The sequence below is a fragment of the Acinetobacter pecorum genome (genome assembly GCF_014837015.1).
GTDB lineage: Bacteria > Pseudomonadota > Gammaproteobacteria > Pseudomonadales > Moraxellaceae > Acinetobacter > Acinetobacter pecorum.
In genome coordinates, this window is sequence record NZ_JACSPT010000006.1 from 132,093 (window position 1) to 148,990 (window position 16,898).

Annotated in this window: 18 protein-coding genes; 7 read left to right on the plus strand and 11 right to left on the minus strand. The window is 47.2% G+C overall.

The features are described from left to right. Positions 1-12 precede the first annotated feature (12 nt). The 5 genes from benE (at position 13) to pcaD (ending at position 4,796) form a co-directional block, all read left to right on the plus strand. On the plus strand, positions 13-1,233 hold the full coding sequence (gene benE, locus H9629_RS06520) for a benzoate/H(+) symporter BenE (RefSeq protein WP_064096714.1): 1,221 nt from the start codon (positions 13-15) through the stop codon (positions 1,231-1,233). Between the two features lie 37 nt (positions 1,234-1,270). Then, complete coding sequence (locus tag H9629_RS06525; protein ID WP_086044785.1) at positions 1,271-1,942, plus strand: 3-oxoacid CoA-transferase subunit A; 672 nt, start codon at positions 1,271-1,273, stop codon at positions 1,940-1,942. 19 nt (positions 1,943-1,961) lie between these two features. Further along, positions 1,962-2,615 carry a 3-oxoacid CoA-transferase subunit B gene (locus H9629_RS06530; protein ID WP_064102908.1) on the plus strand — a complete coding sequence of 218 codons (654 nt, stop codon included), beginning with the start codon at positions 1,962-1,964 and terminating at the stop codon, positions 2,613-2,615. 126 nt (positions 2,616-2,741) lie between these two features. Next, positions 2,742-3,947 (plus strand): 3-oxoadipyl-CoA thiolase, encoded by a 1,206-nt coding sequence (pcaF, locus tag H9629_RS06535; protein WP_064102909.1) that lies wholly within the window; start codon positions 2,742-2,744, stop codon positions 3,945-3,947. Positions 3,948-4,016: 69 nt separating this feature from the next. Next, positions 4,017-4,796 (plus strand): 3-oxoadipate enol-lactonase, encoded by a 780-nt coding sequence (gene pcaD, locus H9629_RS06540; protein ID WP_064096710.1) that lies wholly within the window; start codon positions 4,017-4,019, stop codon positions 4,794-4,796. A 75-nt stretch (positions 4,797-4,871) separates the two neighbouring features. Here the strand turns inward: pcaD and H9629_RS06545 are convergent, their stop codons facing one another. Next, positions 4,872-5,759 carry a DMT family transporter gene (locus H9629_RS06545; RefSeq protein WP_064096709.1) on the minus strand — a complete coding sequence of 296 codons (888 nt, stop codon included), beginning with the start codon at positions 5,757-5,759 and terminating at the stop codon, positions 4,872-4,874. A 378-nt stretch (positions 5,760-6,137) separates the two neighbouring features. On the opposite strand from H9629_RS06545, the gene H9629_RS06550 reads away from it, so the two are divergent. Next, complete coding sequence (locus H9629_RS06550; RefSeq protein ID WP_081408825.1) at positions 6,138-7,619, plus strand: PAS domain S-box protein; 1,482 nt, start codon at positions 6,138-6,140, stop codon at positions 7,617-7,619. After that, on the plus strand, positions 7,610-8,257 hold the full coding sequence (locus H9629_RS06555) for a response regulator transcription factor (RefSeq protein WP_064096708.1): 648 nt from the start codon (positions 7,610-7,612) through the stop codon (positions 8,255-8,257). Before H9629_RS06550 ends, H9629_RS06555 begins: the two co-directional genes overlap by 10 nt. Before the next feature lie 30 nt (positions 8,258-8,287). Here the strand turns inward: H9629_RS06555 and H9629_RS06560 are convergent, their stop codons facing one another. The 10 genes from H9629_RS06560 to H9629_RS06605 all read right to left on the minus strand — a co-directional run bounded on the left by H9629_RS06560 (position 8,288) and on the right by H9629_RS06605 (position 16,605). Continuing rightward, a complete protein-coding gene (locus H9629_RS06560; protein WP_064096707.1) occupies positions 8,288-9,280 on the minus strand; it encodes a 2Fe-2S iron-sulfur cluster-binding protein in 993 nt (330 codons plus the stop codon). Positions 9,281-9,286: 6 nt separating this feature from the next. Beyond that, positions 9,287-9,619 (minus strand): non-heme iron oxygenase ferredoxin subunit, encoded by a 333-nt coding sequence (locus tag H9629_RS06565; RefSeq protein WP_064096706.1) that lies wholly within the window; start codon positions 9,617-9,619, stop codon positions 9,287-9,289. Continuing rightward, positions 9,616-10,386 carry an SDR family oxidoreductase gene (locus H9629_RS06570; protein WP_064102914.1) on the minus strand — a complete coding sequence of 257 codons (771 nt, stop codon included), beginning with the start codon at positions 10,384-10,386 and terminating at the stop codon, positions 9,616-9,618. Before H9629_RS06570 ends, H9629_RS06565 begins: the two co-directional genes overlap by 4 nt. Then, positions 10,383-10,907 (minus strand): flavin reductase family protein, encoded by a 525-nt coding sequence (locus H9629_RS06575; protein ID WP_064102915.1) that lies wholly within the window; start codon positions 10,905-10,907, stop codon positions 10,383-10,385. The genes H9629_RS06570 and H9629_RS06575 overlap by 4 nt, the downstream gene beginning before the upstream one ends. Continuing rightward, on the minus strand, positions 10,894-12,165 hold the full coding sequence (locus H9629_RS06580; RefSeq protein ID WP_191730758.1) for a styrene monooxygenase/indole monooxygenase family protein: 1,272 nt from the start codon (positions 12,163-12,165) through the stop codon (positions 10,894-10,896). Before H9629_RS06580 ends, H9629_RS06575 begins: the two co-directional genes overlap by 14 nt. A gap of 56 nt (positions 12,166-12,221) precedes the next feature. After that, positions 12,222-12,683: a nuclear transport factor 2 family protein gene (locus H9629_RS06585; protein ID WP_064096702.1), complete on the minus strand. Its 462-nt coding sequence runs from the start codon at positions 12,681-12,683 to the stop codon at positions 12,222-12,224. An 11-nt stretch (positions 12,684-12,694) separates the two neighbouring features. After that, positions 12,695-13,048: a hypothetical protein gene (locus tag H9629_RS06590; RefSeq protein WP_064096701.1), complete on the minus strand. Its 354-nt coding sequence runs from the start codon at positions 13,046-13,048 to the stop codon at positions 12,695-12,697. An 11-nt stretch (positions 13,049-13,059) separates the two neighbouring features. After that, positions 13,060-14,262 carry an aromatic ring-hydroxylating oxygenase subunit alpha gene (locus tag H9629_RS06595; RefSeq protein ID WP_064096700.1) on the minus strand — a complete coding sequence of 401 codons (1,203 nt, stop codon included), beginning with the start codon at positions 14,260-14,262 and terminating at the stop codon, positions 13,060-13,062. A gap of 89 nt (positions 14,263-14,351) precedes the next feature. Beyond that, on the minus strand, positions 14,352-15,686 hold the full coding sequence (locus H9629_RS06600) for an acetamidase/formamidase family protein (protein WP_191730759.1): 1,335 nt from the start codon (positions 15,684-15,686) through the stop codon (positions 14,352-14,354). Positions 15,687-15,720: 34 nt separating this feature from the next. After that, entirely contained in the window at positions 15,721-16,605 is an 885-nt protein-coding gene (locus H9629_RS06605) for a SphA family protein (protein ID WP_191730760.1), read from the minus strand. Between the last annotated feature and the right edge of the window lie 293 nt (positions 16,606-16,898).

Below are 16,898 nucleotides of genomic sequence, written 5' to 3' on the forward strand. Positions count from 1 at the left end.
GGCACATTACCAATGAACACCCTGTTTCAGACATTAAAAAATGACTGGTCAATTTCAGCAACTGTTGCAGGATTTCTAGCAGTGCTGATTTCCTATTCAGGACCACTGATCATTTTTTTCCAGGCGGCGCAGCAAGCCCAGGTTTCCCCAGACATGATGATTTCATGGATTTGGGGAATTTCTATTGGAGCTGCGCTCGCAGGTATCTTTTTATCAATTAAATACAAAATACCTGTCGTCACCGCCTGGTCTGCGCCCGGAACGGCTTTATTAGTCACGCTGTTTCCCGATATTTCGCTCAATGAAGCGGTTGCGGCCTATATCACCTCTGCTGTGGTGATTTTTCTCATTGGTATTACCGGTTATTTCGACAAATTGCTGTCCTGGATTCCTCAGGAAGTCGCTGCCGGAATGATGGCGGGGATTTTACTGCAGTTTGGTTTAGGACTGTTTACCGCGACCGATACCATGCCCTATATCGTCTTTGGCATGCTGGCAGTTTTTTTGCTGGCCAAGCGTTTCAGTCCACGTTATGCCATGGTCTGGGTGCTGGTTGCCGGTGTGATTTTAAGCATGCTGCTGGGCAAGATTAATCCGGTCACGGCAGATTTCAGTCTGGCAATTCCGCAATTTATTGCACCGGAATGGACCTGGAGTTCCACCCTGAATCTGGCCCTCCCGCTCATTCTGGTTAGCCTGTCTGGCCAGTTTTTACCGGGAATGGCCATTATCAAGATCAGTGGTTATGACATGCCTGCCAAGCCAATTATCAGTGCAACCAGTATTGCCTCACTCGCAGTAGCCTGTGTGGGGGGGATTACTATTGTATTGGCCTCTATTACGGCAGCATTGTGTTTAGGCAAAGACGCGCACGAGCTGAAAGAAAAGCGTTATATCGCCGGGGTGGCGAATGGGCTTTTTTACATTTTAGGCGGCCTGTTTGCCGGCAGCATCGTCATGCTGTTTAGCCTGATGCCGAAGGAATTAATTGCAGCTTTGGCAGGACTGGCCTTACTCGGAGCAATTGCCACTAACATCTCTATGGCGATGGGCAAAGAGTCGCAACGTGATGCCGCACTAATCACTTTTTTAGCAACCGCTTCCGGCATGCATTTCTTGGGACTGAGTTCAGTCTTTTGGGGGATTTGTATTGGCCTGGTAGCACATTTTCTGCTGTCACAGAAAGACCGTAATGCTGTTCCGGTTGCAACATCAGATTCAAAACGAATTTAAAGACATCCATTAGTTTAGGGTATGTAAGGACCAGATTATGATAGATAAAAGTTCATTATCATTGAAAGAAGCACTCTCCCAGATCAAGGATGGTTCTACCATTATGATCGGCGGATTTGGGACAGCGGGTCAGCCTGCTGAACTGATTGATGGTCTGATCGAATTGGGAATCAAGGATCTTATTATTGTCAATAATAATGCTGGTAATGGCGACTATGGTCTGGCGAAACTGCTTAAAGCGGGCGCTGTGCGTAAAATTATCTGCTCTTTCCCGCGTCAGTCTGATTCCTGGGTATTTGACGAACTCTATCGTGCAGGCAAGATCGAACTGGAACTGGTGCCGCAAGGTAATCTGGCTTGCCGTATTCAGGCAGCAGGTATGGGCTTAGGTCCAATCTATACCCCAACCGGTTTTGGTACCTTGCTGGCTGAAGGCAAACCAACCTTGAACTATGAAGGCAAAGATTTTGTCCTGGAAAATCCGATTAAAGCTGACTTTGCTTTAATTAAGGCCCATCAGGGCGACCGTTGGGGCAATCTGGTCTACCGTAAATCAGCCCGTAACTTCGGCCCGATTATGGCGATGGCAGCTGATGTGACCATTGCACAGGTTTCTGAGGTGGTTGAACTGGGTGCGCTGGATCCAGAGCACATCATCACCCCGGGAATTTTTGTTCAACACGTTGTTCAAGTTAAACCTGCACAGTAATTGGCATCGGAGAGAAATAATGAGCTATAGCAAACTGACCCGTGACCAGATCGCTGAACGTGTGGCACAAGACATTCCTGATGGTGCTTATGTGAACCTGGGTATCGGCCTGCCAACCAAAATTTCAAGTTACCTGCCAAGCGATAAAGACGTATTCCTGCATTCTGAAAATGGCCTGTTGGCTTTCGGTCCTCCTCCTGCTGAAGAAGACCGTGATCCAGAACTGATCAATGCCGGTAAAGAATTTGTGACCTTGCTCGAAGGTGGTTCTTTCTTCCATCATGGTGATTCATTCGCGATGATGCGTGGCGGTCACTTAGATATTGCGGTACTGGGCGCGTTCCAGGTGGCTGAAAATGGTGATTTGGCCAACTGGCATACTGGTGCACCGGATGCAATTCCTGCAGTCGGCGGTGCGATGGATCTGGCTGTTGGTGCGAAAAAAGTCTTTATTACCACAGATCACGTGACCAAAAAAGGCGAGCCCAAAATCGTGGCTGAACTGTCTTATCCTGCGACTGGCCTGAAATGTGTCGACCGTATTTATACCGATCTTTGTGTGATTGATGTGACGCCTGAAGGTATGAAAGTGATTGAAAAAGTCGAAGGTCTGTCATTTGAAGAATTGCAGTCAATGACTGGTGCCAAACTGATTGATGCGACTCAAAACTAATTTATAAATCCTCCCTAAACCCCTCCTTTATTAAAGGAGGGACTTTCATCCTTTAAATTCAGGGAAAAACGCCTCCCTTTAGTAAAGGGAGGTTGGGAGGGATTCAAAGATTTGGAAAGTAAAAACATGAAAAACGCATATATTATCGATGCCATCCGTACCCCATTCGGCCGTTATGCCGGTGGTCTCGCGCCTGTTCGTACAGATGACTTAGGTGCAGTTCCAATTAAAGCTTTGATGGAACGCAATCCAAGCGTGAACTGGGAACAGGTCGATGACGTGATTTATGGCTGTGCCAATCAGGCCGGTGAAGACAACCGTAACGTCGGTCGTATGTCTTCATTGCTTGCAGGCCTGCCTTATCAGGTTCCGGCAACGACCGTAAACCGTCTGTGTGGTTCATCGATGGATGCCGTCGCAATGGCAGCACGTACGATTAAAGCCGGTGAAGCCCATCTGATTATTGCTGGTGGTGTAGAAAGCATGTCGCGTGCCCCATTCGTGATGGGCAAGTCAGAAACAGCGTATGGCCGTAGCCAGAAGATTGAAGACACCACCATGGGCTGGCGTTTTATCAATCCTAAGCTCAAAGAAATGTACGGCGTGGACACCATGCCGCAAACGGCTGAAAATCTGGCAGAACAGTTCAATATCAACCGTGAAGATCAGGACAAGTTTGCTCTGACCAGCCAGCAACGTACCGCAGCAGCGCAGGCCAATGGTTTCTTTGCCAAAGAAATCATTCCTGTGGTGATACCACAGCATAAAGGCGATCCGGTGATTGTCGATAGTGATGAACATCCACGTGCATCTACCACTGCAGAAGCTCTGGCGAAACTAAAACCTGTGGTGAAAGCAGAGGGGACTGTAACGGCGGGTAATGCTTCTGGTATTAACGATGGTGCGGCTGCCCTGCTGATTGCATCTGATGAAGCTGTTGCTCAGCATGGCTTAAAACCACGTGCCAAAATTATTGGTTCAACAGTTGTAGGTGTTGAACCACGAATCATGGGTTTTGGTCCAGCACCTGCCATCAAGAAATTACTGGTACAAACCGGTCTGACTTTAGAACAGATGGATGTGATCGAGCTGAATGAAGCTTTTGCTGCTCAGGCACTGGCATGTACCCGTGACTTGGGAATTGAAGATGGTTCAGAGAAAGTCAATCCAAATGGTGGTGCGATTGCTTTGGGTCATCCACTCGGTGCTTCAGGCGCGCGTTTAGTGACGACTGCACTCAACCAGCTGGAACAAACCGGTGGTCAATATGCGCTGTGTTCAATGTGTATTGGTGTCGGTCAAGGTATTGCTTTGATTATTGAACGTGTTTAATTATTAAATGCTCTTTCTTCCCCTCCTTTCCCAAAGGAGGGGAAGAAAGAGCATTAAGGACTTAAAAAAATGCCAACATTTACATCTAACGATGCCCAGATCAATTACCAGACTTTTGGTGATGCCAGCAAACCCGCCCTGGTTTTTTCTAACTCATTGGGTACCAAATTCAGCATGTGGCAACCACAAATTGAATTTTTCCAGCAAGACTATTTTGTCGTGTGTTATGACACGCGTGGTCATGGGGCTTCTTCTGCACCGCAAGGTCCGTATAACCTTGAACAGCTAGGTCAGGATGTGGTCAATCTGCTAGATCATTTAAATATCCAGAAAGCTGCGTTCTGTGGTATTTCAATGGGTGGGTTAACCGGGCAATGGTTAGCGATTAACAAACCTGAACGTTTTAACCACGTGATTATCTGCAATACTGCTGCCAAGATCGGTCAGGAACAGGCCTGGCTGGAACGTGCCGCACTGGTGCGTGAACAAGGCTTGGCTCCGATTGCATCGACTGCAGCATCACGCTGGTTTACCGGTCCCTTTATCCAGAGCAACGCAGCGAAAGTTGCAGAACTTTCAAACGACCTTGGAGCTGGCAGCCCGGAAGGTTATGCAAGTTGTTGCGAAGCTTTGGCTAAGGCGGATTTACGTGAACAGATCAAAACCATTTCTGTGCCGGTACTGATTGTGGCCGGTCAGCAAGATCCAGTGACGACAGTTGCAGATGGTCAAGCCATGCAAGCTGAAATTTCACAAAGCCAGCTGTTTGAAATCAATGCCTCGCACATTTCCAGTGTGGAGCAACCAGAAGTCTTTAATCAGGCAGTTCAGAAATTTATTGCAGCTTAAATAATAGATGCAAAGAAAAAGCCACTGTTGATCAGTGGCTTTTTTATGCTTAGATTTTGAAAAACTGGTTCAGCATCAAGCCCAGATCACTAAAATCGCTGCAATCACCACTAAGCCCAAACCCCAATGCTCGGTACGTGCCAGTTTTTCTTTAAAGAAATATGCCGAAATCAGCATACTAAACAGAATCTCAATTTGTCCCAAAGTTTTGACGACCGGCACACTCATCATGCTCATGGCAGTAAACCAGCCGAGTGATGCCATAAAACTGCACACACTCACTTTAAAAGTTAAGCCCAGACGTTGCCACATGGCCACTAAAGTCTGGCGACTGAATATGCTGAGATAGATCAGCATACTGATACACTGAAAACCGATCACCATTAACAACACCCAGGCCGCACGATGCAAGGTTGGCAAATTGCTTAATTCCAGACTGGCTTCGCGTACCAGAATTGAGGTAATGGCAAAACTTAAACCGCTGCCGATCCCGATCGCCAATGTTCTAGCTGAAAACCCGCTGACCTGTTGGCCTTTACTCAATAAAAATACCGCATATCCACCCAGCACCACACCGATCCAGGCCAGAAATGACAAATGATCCGCTAAAAAGGTCACGCCAATAATGGCTGCCAGAATGGCTTCACTTTTCGCCAACCCCACCCCCACCGCGTAATTTTTTTGCTTGAACAATTGTACCATCAGCGCCGTAGCTAAAATCTGACTGCAACCCGCAATTACTACATAGACCCAAAACCTGGGCGTGAAGTGAACCACACTTTCAACTGGCTTGAAATAATACAAGCTGCTCAGGTACAGCGCAGCAAATGGCAAGCCAAAAATAAAGCGTGCCAAGGTGACTCCCCACACATCAACCGTGGTACTGAGCTGTTTTTGAAAGGCGTTACGCCAAGCCTGCATAAATGCAGCCATTAAAGTGAAAAAAATCCAGCTGAATGCCATCTACTGATCGCTATTACCTCAAAAGTAAATTAATTCTATGCCTTAGTAAAAGCGCTGACTAATTAAAAATAGGATACTGGCCGATAGCGGAAAGTTTGGCTTATATTAAGGAACGAGTCGGCTAAATGAATACAATATGATCTGATAGCGATCTAAAAACGTGAAAATGGTACTAATTTTGCTTATCAAACCTAACCAGGCTGATAGATGTCATGTGGATTTATTTTATATGTTTAAAGTATGCAATCAGACCTAAAGTGCAATTGAACTCTTTTTTACTTTGCTCCAATATGAAATACAAAATAACAAGTATTCATCATTGAAGGCGAATACCCCCTGTACCAGATCGCCGGATGCTATCTCAGGTAAGGAATGAGAATGACCAGTTTAAATTATTATCAAACCATCTTTGATAAGGCGGGTGATGCTATTTTTGTGCATGATATCGGCAGTGTCGAATTCATGGACGTCAATGAAGCAGCTGAAAACCTCACCGGTTACAGCAAATCTGAATTAACCAGCATGAGTGTAGAAAAAATCAGTGCGCATAGCCATGGTTTTGATTTTTACCATGCCTTAAAAAAGGTGCAACAAGCTGCCAGTCATGAAGCAATTACATTTGAATGGATCATTCAGGCGCAGAATCAACGGCAGATTCCTGTTGAGGTTTGCCTGAAAACGGTCGAAATTGAGCATCAGCCCAAGCTACTGGCTTTGGTTCGCAACATTAGTGAAATCAAGAAATATCAGTATCAGCTGCAGTCTAAAGATCAGTATTTCAAGATGCTGCTGGAAAACTCGGGTGATGGCATCGCGATTCTGGACCTGCAAGGCAAACTACTGTATGCCAGCCCTTCTCTACAACGTATTTTGGGTTATCGTGACCGCTTTGTTTTAAATAAAAATGTGCTGAGTGTCATTCATCCGGATGACCGGATTAAAGTCCGGCAACTGTTATTTAAAAAACCGGCTGAACAGTCGATTGGAGTGCTGCATTACAAAATTATGCACCATAATGGTAAGTGGCGGCACCATGAAGCAACCTATCGCAACCTGCTCGACCATCCGGATATTCAGGGAATCCTGATCAATTACCGCGATATTAGCGAACGGATTGAAGCAGAAGAAATGGCGCGGGCTCGGGAACGTCAGTTAGGCCATATGTCACGCTGCAAAACCATGGGTGAACTTGCGACCGCACTGGCACATGAACTGAATCAGCCCTTAGCTGCACTCAATAATTATGTCGGTGGCAGCATTATCCGTATTCAAAACGGCCTAGCCAATACCACTGAAACGCTGGATGCCATGAATGCCGCACTGGATCAGACCAAAAGGGTCAACCAGATTATTCACAGTATGCGCAGCTTTTTGCGCAAAGGCGAAGCCAATTTTCAGGTACATTCCCTCAATAAATTGATTCAGGACCTGCATCCCCTGATTGGACTGAAAGCCGATCAGGGCGGCTGTACCATTCATTATGAGCTGAGTGTGACACCGGTTTCTATCTCTGCTGATGAAACCCTGTTTAGCCAGGTCATCATTAATCTGGTCTTTAATGCGGTGGATGCGTTACAACGCAATCCTGAAGGTCAACGTGATATCTATATCCGGACCTGGCAGCACAACCAGCATGCCCGAATTGCCATTGCAGACAATGGTCCGGGACTGCAAGGACAAAATCCGGAACAGCTGTTCGAGTCTTTTTATTCGAGCAAGAAAGACAGCATGGGGATCGGATTGACTTTATCGCGTAGCATTATTGAAAACCATCAGGGTTATTTATGGGTCTGCCAGGGTGAATCCGGCGCAATTTTTAATATTTCATTATCTGCACAGGAGCGTGCTAAATGTATTTAAATAATTCTCATGTTCCCGAGCCCATAGTCTACGTCATTGATGACGATCAGGATATCCGAAACTCGCTGACCTGGTTGCTGGACTCCGTTCAGCTGGAAACCAAAACATTTAGCAGTGCGACCGAATTTTTAAATTATCCACGGCCGAACACCCCAGCCTGCCTGATTCTGGATATCCGCATGCGTGGCATGAGTGGATTACAATTACAGCAACAGCTTAATCAGCAGAAAGCCTATATTCCAATTATTTTCATGACCGGTCATGGTGATATTCCGATGTCGGTAAATGCCATGAAAGCCGGGGCTTTTGATTTTCTGGAAAAACCGTTTAATCCGCAGCATATGCTGAACCAGATTCAGGCCTGCCTGCAACAGGCAGAACAGGACTTTGTCGCAGGTGAAAATCGCAAACAGCAATTGCTGAAACTGAAATCCTTGTCACCACGTGAGAATGAGATTATCAATTTGCTGGTCGATGGCCTGTCCAGTAAACATATTGCGCAAATGCTGAATATCAGTCATAAGACAGTCGAGATTCACCGCACCCATATCCGGCAAAAACTGGGGACGGAGTCGATTGCCCAGATTGTGAATATGGTGCTGATGTGCCGGGAAAAAAGCAAGCCGGCGATGGGTTAACCATCGCCTGATCATTTTATTCAGCTTAACTTAGAAAAAGCGGTCAAAGTGAATCTGTTGTTGTGGAATACCCGCTTGATGCGCCATCTGCTCAATGGATTTCACCATCGGCGATGGCCCGGCACAGTAAATCTCATGCTCAGGTAATTGCTCGCCCAGCACCTCATTGATCACATCATGAATGAAACCGGAACGGATGCCGTCTATCAGTTCTGCAGACGTGGCAGGCACGTAATTGAGACGTTCACCCAATTCGGTCCAGTCCCTGAGCTGATTTTCGGTCAACAAATCGCGTTGCTCACGTCCACCGTGGAAGAACCAGACCTTATGATGTTGCAAGCGCGGATTGGCCGCCACACCACGCGCAATCGCCAGCATTGGCGCAAGACCAGAGCCGCCGGCAACACAGACAATCGGACGTGGCTGTTCCTGCAAATGCGCCAGACCATAAGGCCCATCAATCTGAATCACGGCATGTTGTCGCTGCAGCTCATCAAACAGCAAATTGGTCATCTTGCCATCCGGCACACGGCGAATCTGGAACACCCACAGCCCTTCGTCATTCGGCAAGTTGGACATCGAATAGGCGCGCAGTAATTCCTGATTTACCCAGAGCAGTGCATATTGCCCTGGAATAAATTGGGCTGGTTCATCCGACTGTAAATGAATTTCTAGAATATCATGGGTAATCGGTTGCACATGCTTGAGCTTCACGGCTTGCTGTTTTGGCAAAATTTTAGGCGTGCACTGTTCATCTAAACGAACCTTGATCACACAGTCCGATTTTGGCCGACACTGGCAAGCCAATACACGTCCCTTACGTTTATCTCGATCAGACAACCCGGGTGCATCTGCCCACAGATTTTCCACCTCGCCCGACAACACTTCAATTTTACAGGTGCCGCAGCCACCGGCATTGCATTCATAAGGCAAGCCTAAACCTTCACGCAAACCGCCGCGCAGCAGAACATCGTCTGCTGCACATTGAAATTGCCCCTGTCCTTCAATCTGGATTTTATACATAGCGCATTACTCCACCAAATAGACCTGACCATCACGTACAAATGAGGTGTAGGTTTTAAGCGGAATACTGCAGGGTGCACCACACGGCTCACCGGTTTTAATATCGAAAGCGCCGGCATGGAACGGACATTCCACTTCGCAGCCATCAACTTCACCATCAGCCAAAGATGCATCCCCATGGGTACAGGTATCATCGGTGACATAAAACTCACCATCTTCCAGATGAAACACCGCAAGTGGTGGATAACCGTCAATAATGACCTGCAAGCCTTCCCCCTGTTCAATCTCCGAGGTGAGGCAAAGAAATTTTTCAGCAATATTGTTCACTTGAATATTCATGCGCTCAACTCCTCAATCGGTGAATCTGTCGCTTCAGGTCCCAGGGTGTGATAACCGCCATCGGCATGGATGGTGCTACCGGTGAGCAATTTGGCTTTTGGACTGCAAAGCAGGCTTAAAGCTTCTGCCACCTCTTCGGCATCGGCAATACGGCCCAGCACATGGAAACGACCCGCAACACGATCGGTTTTCGGACGGTCATTGCCTGAAATCATCTGCATTGGCACAGACCAGGTCCAGCCCAAAGACAAGGCATGCACGCGGATACCATCAGTGGCTAAATCGAGTGCCATACTTTTGGTTAGCTGTTCCAGTGTGGCCTTTGATGCCGGATAAACCCAGCGCTCTTTTTGGGCAATACGGGCACTGACACTACTGATATTGATCACTGCAGCATCTGAACTCGCTTTCAGCAATGGGCGGCAGGCCTGTACCAATGCAGCATGACCAAACACCGTGACATTGAAGGTATTTTGCCAATCTTGACGTGTCGACTGAGATCCATGATCCTCATACAGACAGGCCAGATTCACCAGAATATCCACTTGTGTCAGCTTGCCCACCAAGGCCTGAATGCTGTCATCACTGGCCAGATCAAGATATTCAAAGCGAGTTTGGGTTTCATTTGCGACCTGTTGGCCTTGTTCCTGATTAATATCAGCAATAATGACGTCCGCACCCAGGCCTTTTAATTCTTTGACTACAGCCTGGCCAATATGGGTTGCACCACCTGTTACTAAAACAGCTTTATTCTTAAGATCGCTCATGAAACCTCCTTATATTGAGGCCATTCTGTAAACTGTCCTTTGCAGAACAGCAATGGACGCTGATTGCTGTGACGGCATTGCTCAATTTTTCCAAGGAAAATCTGGTGATCGCCGGCTTCAATCTGCTTTTCATTTTTGCAAACAAACTGCACCACACACCCTTCCAATACGGGCGCTTTAGACTGTTCAATATTCCACACACCGTGCTGGAATTTATCGGCAATCGGCTTGGCAAAGTTCAGACCTACGTCCTGCTGGTCTGCTCCCAGAATATTAATGGCAAAGTATTCTGCATTTTCAAAAACCATACGACTTGGTGAATGATTCACTAGACTCCACAAGACGAGTGCAGGATCTAATGACACGGAACTAAATGAATTAATAGTCAGTCCGACAGGTTGTTGCTGTTGATCCAGACAGGTGACAATCGCTACACCTGTGGCAAAACCGCCGAAGGCCTGCCGAAGCGCTTTCGCTTCAGCCAGGTCAACGTCCTGCCACAGTACTTCAGGCAGCTGCATGATTAAACTCCTTGCGTGACAGATATTCTTTCGCGCCCTCCGCACCATCCACGGCTGGCCAGAAACCACGTGGATGGTTGAAGTGGCCCATAAAGTCATCGGCAATTGCACTGTTTTGAGATGCTGCTCCCAGAACTTGAAGCAAGCTTTCGCTTGGCGGATTTAGCAACAGGTTGGTAAATTCAGTGGTATAGCGGCCGGAATATTCCCAGAATTCATCAAAGACTTGCGTCATCCATTCGGCAGTAAAGGCTTCATCGCCATGTGCCAGAATGGCCTGCAGATAATGCTCGACCATACGAGTCGCATTGTTTGCGCCCTGACCAGCAATCGGGTCATTGACCATCACTGTGTCGCCAATACCCCAAATCGAAGCACTATTTTCCAAAGTTGCAACCGGATAACGGACTTCCGGACGGAATGCGCCTTTCAGCCAGGCATTCGGATCACTCAGTTCCATGTTATCGACCATACGGAAGCTCTGGTCTGGTGTTACTTTAGCTACTGCTTCTTTCATGCGTTGCAGCATTTCGTCACCGCTGGTCACATCATCAAAGATATCCATTGGACCATTGGGTACACATTCAAACAGGAAGCTTCGACACGGGCCATAGGTATGGCTGTAGAATGGCATGCTGAAATATTCACCTGCACCGGCAATAAAGTTAAAGTGCAAGGTTTGCGATGGCTGACCTTGCCAACTGTTCGGTCCGCACAAGTCATCACCTACCACCAAAGCCGCAGCCAGTTTACGTGGCGGAGCCTGATGCACCGAGCGGGATTCATTACGTTTGAACAGGCTGGTAATATTGCCTTTGCCCGCCGCAAGAATCGTTAAATCATTTTCAGCAGAGATGATTTCCAAATCTTCAGGTGTCACATTCTGGATTACCAGCTTGCCACCACGACGTGGGTATTCTTCTAGCCATCGGTGGTATTTAGTGCGCTGGTCCATGGCAATGCCTTTATTTTCATGCAGAAAACCGGTCAAAGGCAGTGCCACCGTACCGTCTGGCGCACGGAAGTCGACATGAATCGCCTCTCCATGATGTGCCTTGCCATCCCAGAAATTCAGGCCCAGTTTACGTTCCACTTCAAGCGTATTGGCGAAGAACATGGTGGTACTGACCATGCGGCCATGTAACAGTTCTTCAGCTGGACGATCTACATATACAGTAACGTCGTATTTTTTTTCTAGTAATGAGAATGCCAGTAACAAACCTGCCTGCCCACCACCAATAATTGCGATTTTTCTCATCTCTTGAATTCCTCTTTGGGCCGTGTCTGATGCAGTAGCTATCGTTATATTTGCGCTTATGTTGTCGGATACGGCTGATTAAAAGTCAGGTTTAATTCCACCCGGTCAAATTTCCATTCATCTTCTTCATCACAGCGAACAGTGGCTTGATAAAATCCGCCCAGACAGCTGGTGGTGGCCTGCATGCCTTTCTCGGCAAGTTTGCAGACTTCCCAAAGCATCCAGCTGACATTGGCATGATGATGATCCAGCACTTCGATATCCGGCATGGCCATAATGTGCAGGCTCCACAGCACCTGCGCTTCAGCAATGCCAGACAGCGCATCCAGAATGTTTTGCCGACCTTGATATTCGCCAAAACCATTCGCACACCAGACCGCATCGTCATGAAACAGATGCTGCATAATGGTTGGGTTGTTGCGCTGGTCCGCTGCGGTTGCATAGCGGCCGACCAGGCTGCGAATGGCTTCGCAGCTTTCCAGGTAGTGCAAACGGGTTTCCAGATTGTGCTGGCTCATATTCAATTCCTTTAAACGTTGACCACGTCACCAGTTTCATAGACAAAGCGGGTTTCTTCAAAGGCATATGGCACACCGACAGAACCTTTATACAGTTCGATATGCGGTGCAATTTCAGCAAAGCTCAGGCTGAGCCAGTACAGCTTGTGTAGCTCTTCCGACAATGAGCCCAATGGATATTGGTCTAATGCCGCCAGCAGGTGACGCATTTCCGGCAGAATCGCATCATAAAATGCCTGCAGCTCTTCTTTGGTGGAGTTCAGACGGGCCAGATGACGCTGTTTAGAGGTTCCAAGTGCCCACTTCGCGACAAAAGGTTCCAGAGCAGCAAAGTCAGCCGGCAATTGTGAAATGATATTTGACATGTGCATTCTCCTTATGCGCGATTCAGGTATTGTTCAAGAACGTGGTAGCCATGACGAATCAGGATTTCTTCATCCTGTAAATGCATGACTTTCTTGGCTTTAGATTCCAGTGCTTCCTGGGTGTCTTCCATGGTTGCAGTATCTTCTAACCAGGCATTACGCTGCAGTACCTGAGCAAATTCCTGTGCCCAGCGCTCTGAATAAGTTTTCGCTTTAGGCAGGTAGTAACGGCCTTCCCAACGGGTTTTGTTGTGACCGACTGGCCAGAACTGGTGGGTAAACCATACGCCTTCTGTCACATGCACCAGAATGTTCGGGAAAATGACAGAAAGCTCGAATGAAAAATCATCACGGTCATTTGGATTCACTGACTTCGGTAACTGCGTACGTTCGTAGTGATTGACCAGTGATGCTCCGGTAATTTCTCCGGAAAGTGCCGCAGCCGGTTTTGGATTGGCATTTTTAGTGAGGCAGACCGCACAGGTACGGTGATCGCCAAACAGTTGTACTTCTTGCAGGCCAGAGGCAAACACATTCGGGAATGAACCGGCATGAATGGTGGCTACGTGATAGGCCTCAGCAAAGGCATCATGTGCGACTTTCCAGTTACAGTTCAGTACCGTGTTATAGGCAAAGCATTCTTCCATTTCATGAAACGGATAACCGCCTAAATGTGTACCCATGCCGCCCAGGAATTCTTCTACACCTTGAGTGCCTTCATTATCCAGGTTCACGAAAATAAAGCCTTCCCAGACTTCGGTACGTACGGGTGCCAGACCGTTATGACCTTTGTCAAAGCAGGAAGTGAATTTTTCCTCTTCAGGTACACTAACTAAGTCGCCTTTGGCATCGTAAACCCAGCCATGGAAACGGCAGGTCACAACTGCAGCTTTATTTGACCCGAAAGTTTCGTTGTCGGTTTCTACTACAACCTTGTTGCCCCGATGCGAACAGATGTTGTGAAAGCCGCGGATCTCGCCGTCTTTGCCATGCATAAGAATCACGGAAGTTTTAGCAAAATCCAGACGTTTGACCTTGTAATCGCCTTTCTTTGGAATTTCTTCAACACGACCGACTTTTAGCCAGACTTTAGAAAATACCTTGTCGATTTCTTCCTGATAGATTTCCGGTGAAATACATGGCTCGGTTGGAATAGGTTCAATACCGAGTTCAGGATAAAGTTCGCCCCAACGGAGTTTAGAATTACTGTTCATATGACATTCCTGTTCAAGTTTCTAAGTTCTTTACTTTCAATAGGCAGTGGTGTGGCACCACTGCAGCTTGTTGTTAAATCCAGTTTTGATTAAAGTTGATAGTGTTCGCGCACCAGATCTGCGATGCCGAGTTTTTCCAGAATTGGCATTGGACACAGGAACGTGGCACGTACCATACCCGGCAAACGGCTGATTTCAATCGAACCGGTAATGGTGCAGCGGTTCATGACTTCGTCATAGCTCAAACCCGTAGTTTTAGCCGCGCGATTCAGTGCATTTTCAGTCGCATCATTCAGATTTTTACCAGTACCCATAAAGGTAATTGGACCGCTTTCTTCAATTTCGGTCTGGCCCCAGCGTTCGCCGAGTGCTTTCACTTTCTCTTTTTCTTCTTTAGTAAATGGACGGGCCATCGGTGGAAGATCATCTGGTGCCTGTAACAGGATTGGACCATCAATGGTCAGACCTTTAATCACTTCGACTTGCAGTTCGGTTTCACCAGACACGTCCGTGGCATGACCGGCAATTTCGCCATTGCCTTGCTGTGCATGCATGTCGCCCATGTACACACCGGCTCCTGGCACTTTAACCGGACAGATCAAGATACAACCCGGACGGATTGAGTTGGTATCCATATGGCCATCGGTTTTTGCTGCAACAAGCTCATCTTCTGTCATGCCAAATTTGTGCGGTGCATTAATCAGGTACTGACCAAAGTCATGACAGTTATGTGAGTCAGGTAGATCACGTGATGGTGTTGTACCGATGTTGCCCAGGAATGGACGCATATGCGCTGCGACTCCCGGCATATCAGCACGAGCAAGCGACAGGATTGAGTGTTGTGCTGCATGTTCAGGCAGTGCAGACAGTTCATTGACATTGCCGGCAAGTTTGTTGGCAATCTCCTGATTGACCGTCAAACTCACTTTGTTTTCTTCATCAAGCACGATCACATAGCCATGTGAAAACTCAAAAGCACTGACTTCTGCATCACAGTTTTTGCAACGGATGGCATCTTCACCAATGCCTTCAACATAGCTTGCCGGCTGTTCTGTACCACATGCGCTACAGTATTTCGCCACAAACGGGTCGCCGTGGTAACGTCCTTCAACGAAGCTCATCACCCCTGAAGATGTCGCAATCGAAGTCACTTTCATTTTCTTGATTTTAAGTGCAACCGCATCACCGACTTCTGCACCTTCAATAAACACAGGCAATGTCACTTCATGACCACCTTGGAATGCAGGGGTAATCATTGGACCCCAACAGCCCGGAGGTGTACCCGTTTTTAAGGTTCCGCCATTTTTCAGTGGACCGAGCATGCGCTGGCTAGGACCGACAATACCGCCCGAAAATTCATTGACCAGCAAATAGTCCACTGCGTTGGTACTGCCTGCTGCATAGTCTTGGTTTTCAATCTTCATCGTATTACCCCTATAGTTTTAAATAACTGTCTGTTTAAAATGGAACTGTGATATCAAGTGCGAATTTCTGACCTTCAGGTCGGTTTTCTACATCAAATTCTTTCTGGTATTTGGCGGCAACTGCGACGCCTTTCGGGAACTGGTAACGCAACTGTGGACCAATACTGGCTGCTTTTGCCTTGAAATCGCCTAGCACCGCCCCTTCACCGGAGTCGCCTTCAAGCTGGCGATGTACATAACCCCCTAGACCGACCGCTAAAGGTCCCATGTGCTTGGCAACGATGTAATCCACATGCAAGGCATTACCCGACTCATAATTGGTATCTTTGTTTTCAAAGTTGATGTCATACATCCACTTGGTACTGACTTCGATGCCTTGCTGGTTTAGATAAGTTGCAGAAACAATTGGTTGAATGGTGTAGTAATTACGACCGATATTGGCGAGGCGGTTTTTATTGTAAGAACCGACTGGGATATAGAAATCGACACCCGTTGCGACATGCCAGTTGCCTTTATGCCAGCCCAGCAGAAATGGATCGATAATCACATCACCCAATGCAGTTTTTTCATCCTGTCCACCGCCCAAAGTGATGTCCGCATTGGCATAGACCAGAAATGCGTGCATACCCCACGTTGCACCTAGAAAGGTCTTGTCACTGACATACACACCACGCGCGACTGTGGCAAAGGTATCCAGCTTGAAATCATCAAATACCGGATGATCATTTTTGAATTTTTCTGCTGAATAAAACTGGTTGTAGCTCACCAGGTAAGTACCTGGAGGTGGCATTGCACCACCGAAGAAACTTTCTGTGCCATCCGGATAGGCACTTCCACCATTTTCAGCTGCAAATGCGAACGGTGCACAGCTGATCAGGCTTGTGGTGAGTACCACTGATTTCAGATATTTGCTTAGCATTTACAGCTTTCCCCTAGTCTTCAAAGTCTTTAGTTGCAGGGCTTTCGAAGCCTCAAGCGCATGACTTAATCTAGACTTGAAACATGGCAGGGAAATATAGGGACGAATCTGTGTTTAGATAGGTAAAACCTGAAGATGGCTAGCTGAAACTGCGCAGTAGTCTAGGTGTTTGTCTGGAGAAAATTTAGGTAAATGGCACATTACTATAGGTGAAACCACCTATAAAACAGTCAGAAAATGGCCATTTTTTTGGAAAAATTTTGGAATATAAAATTGTGCCTGATGGCCTTTCA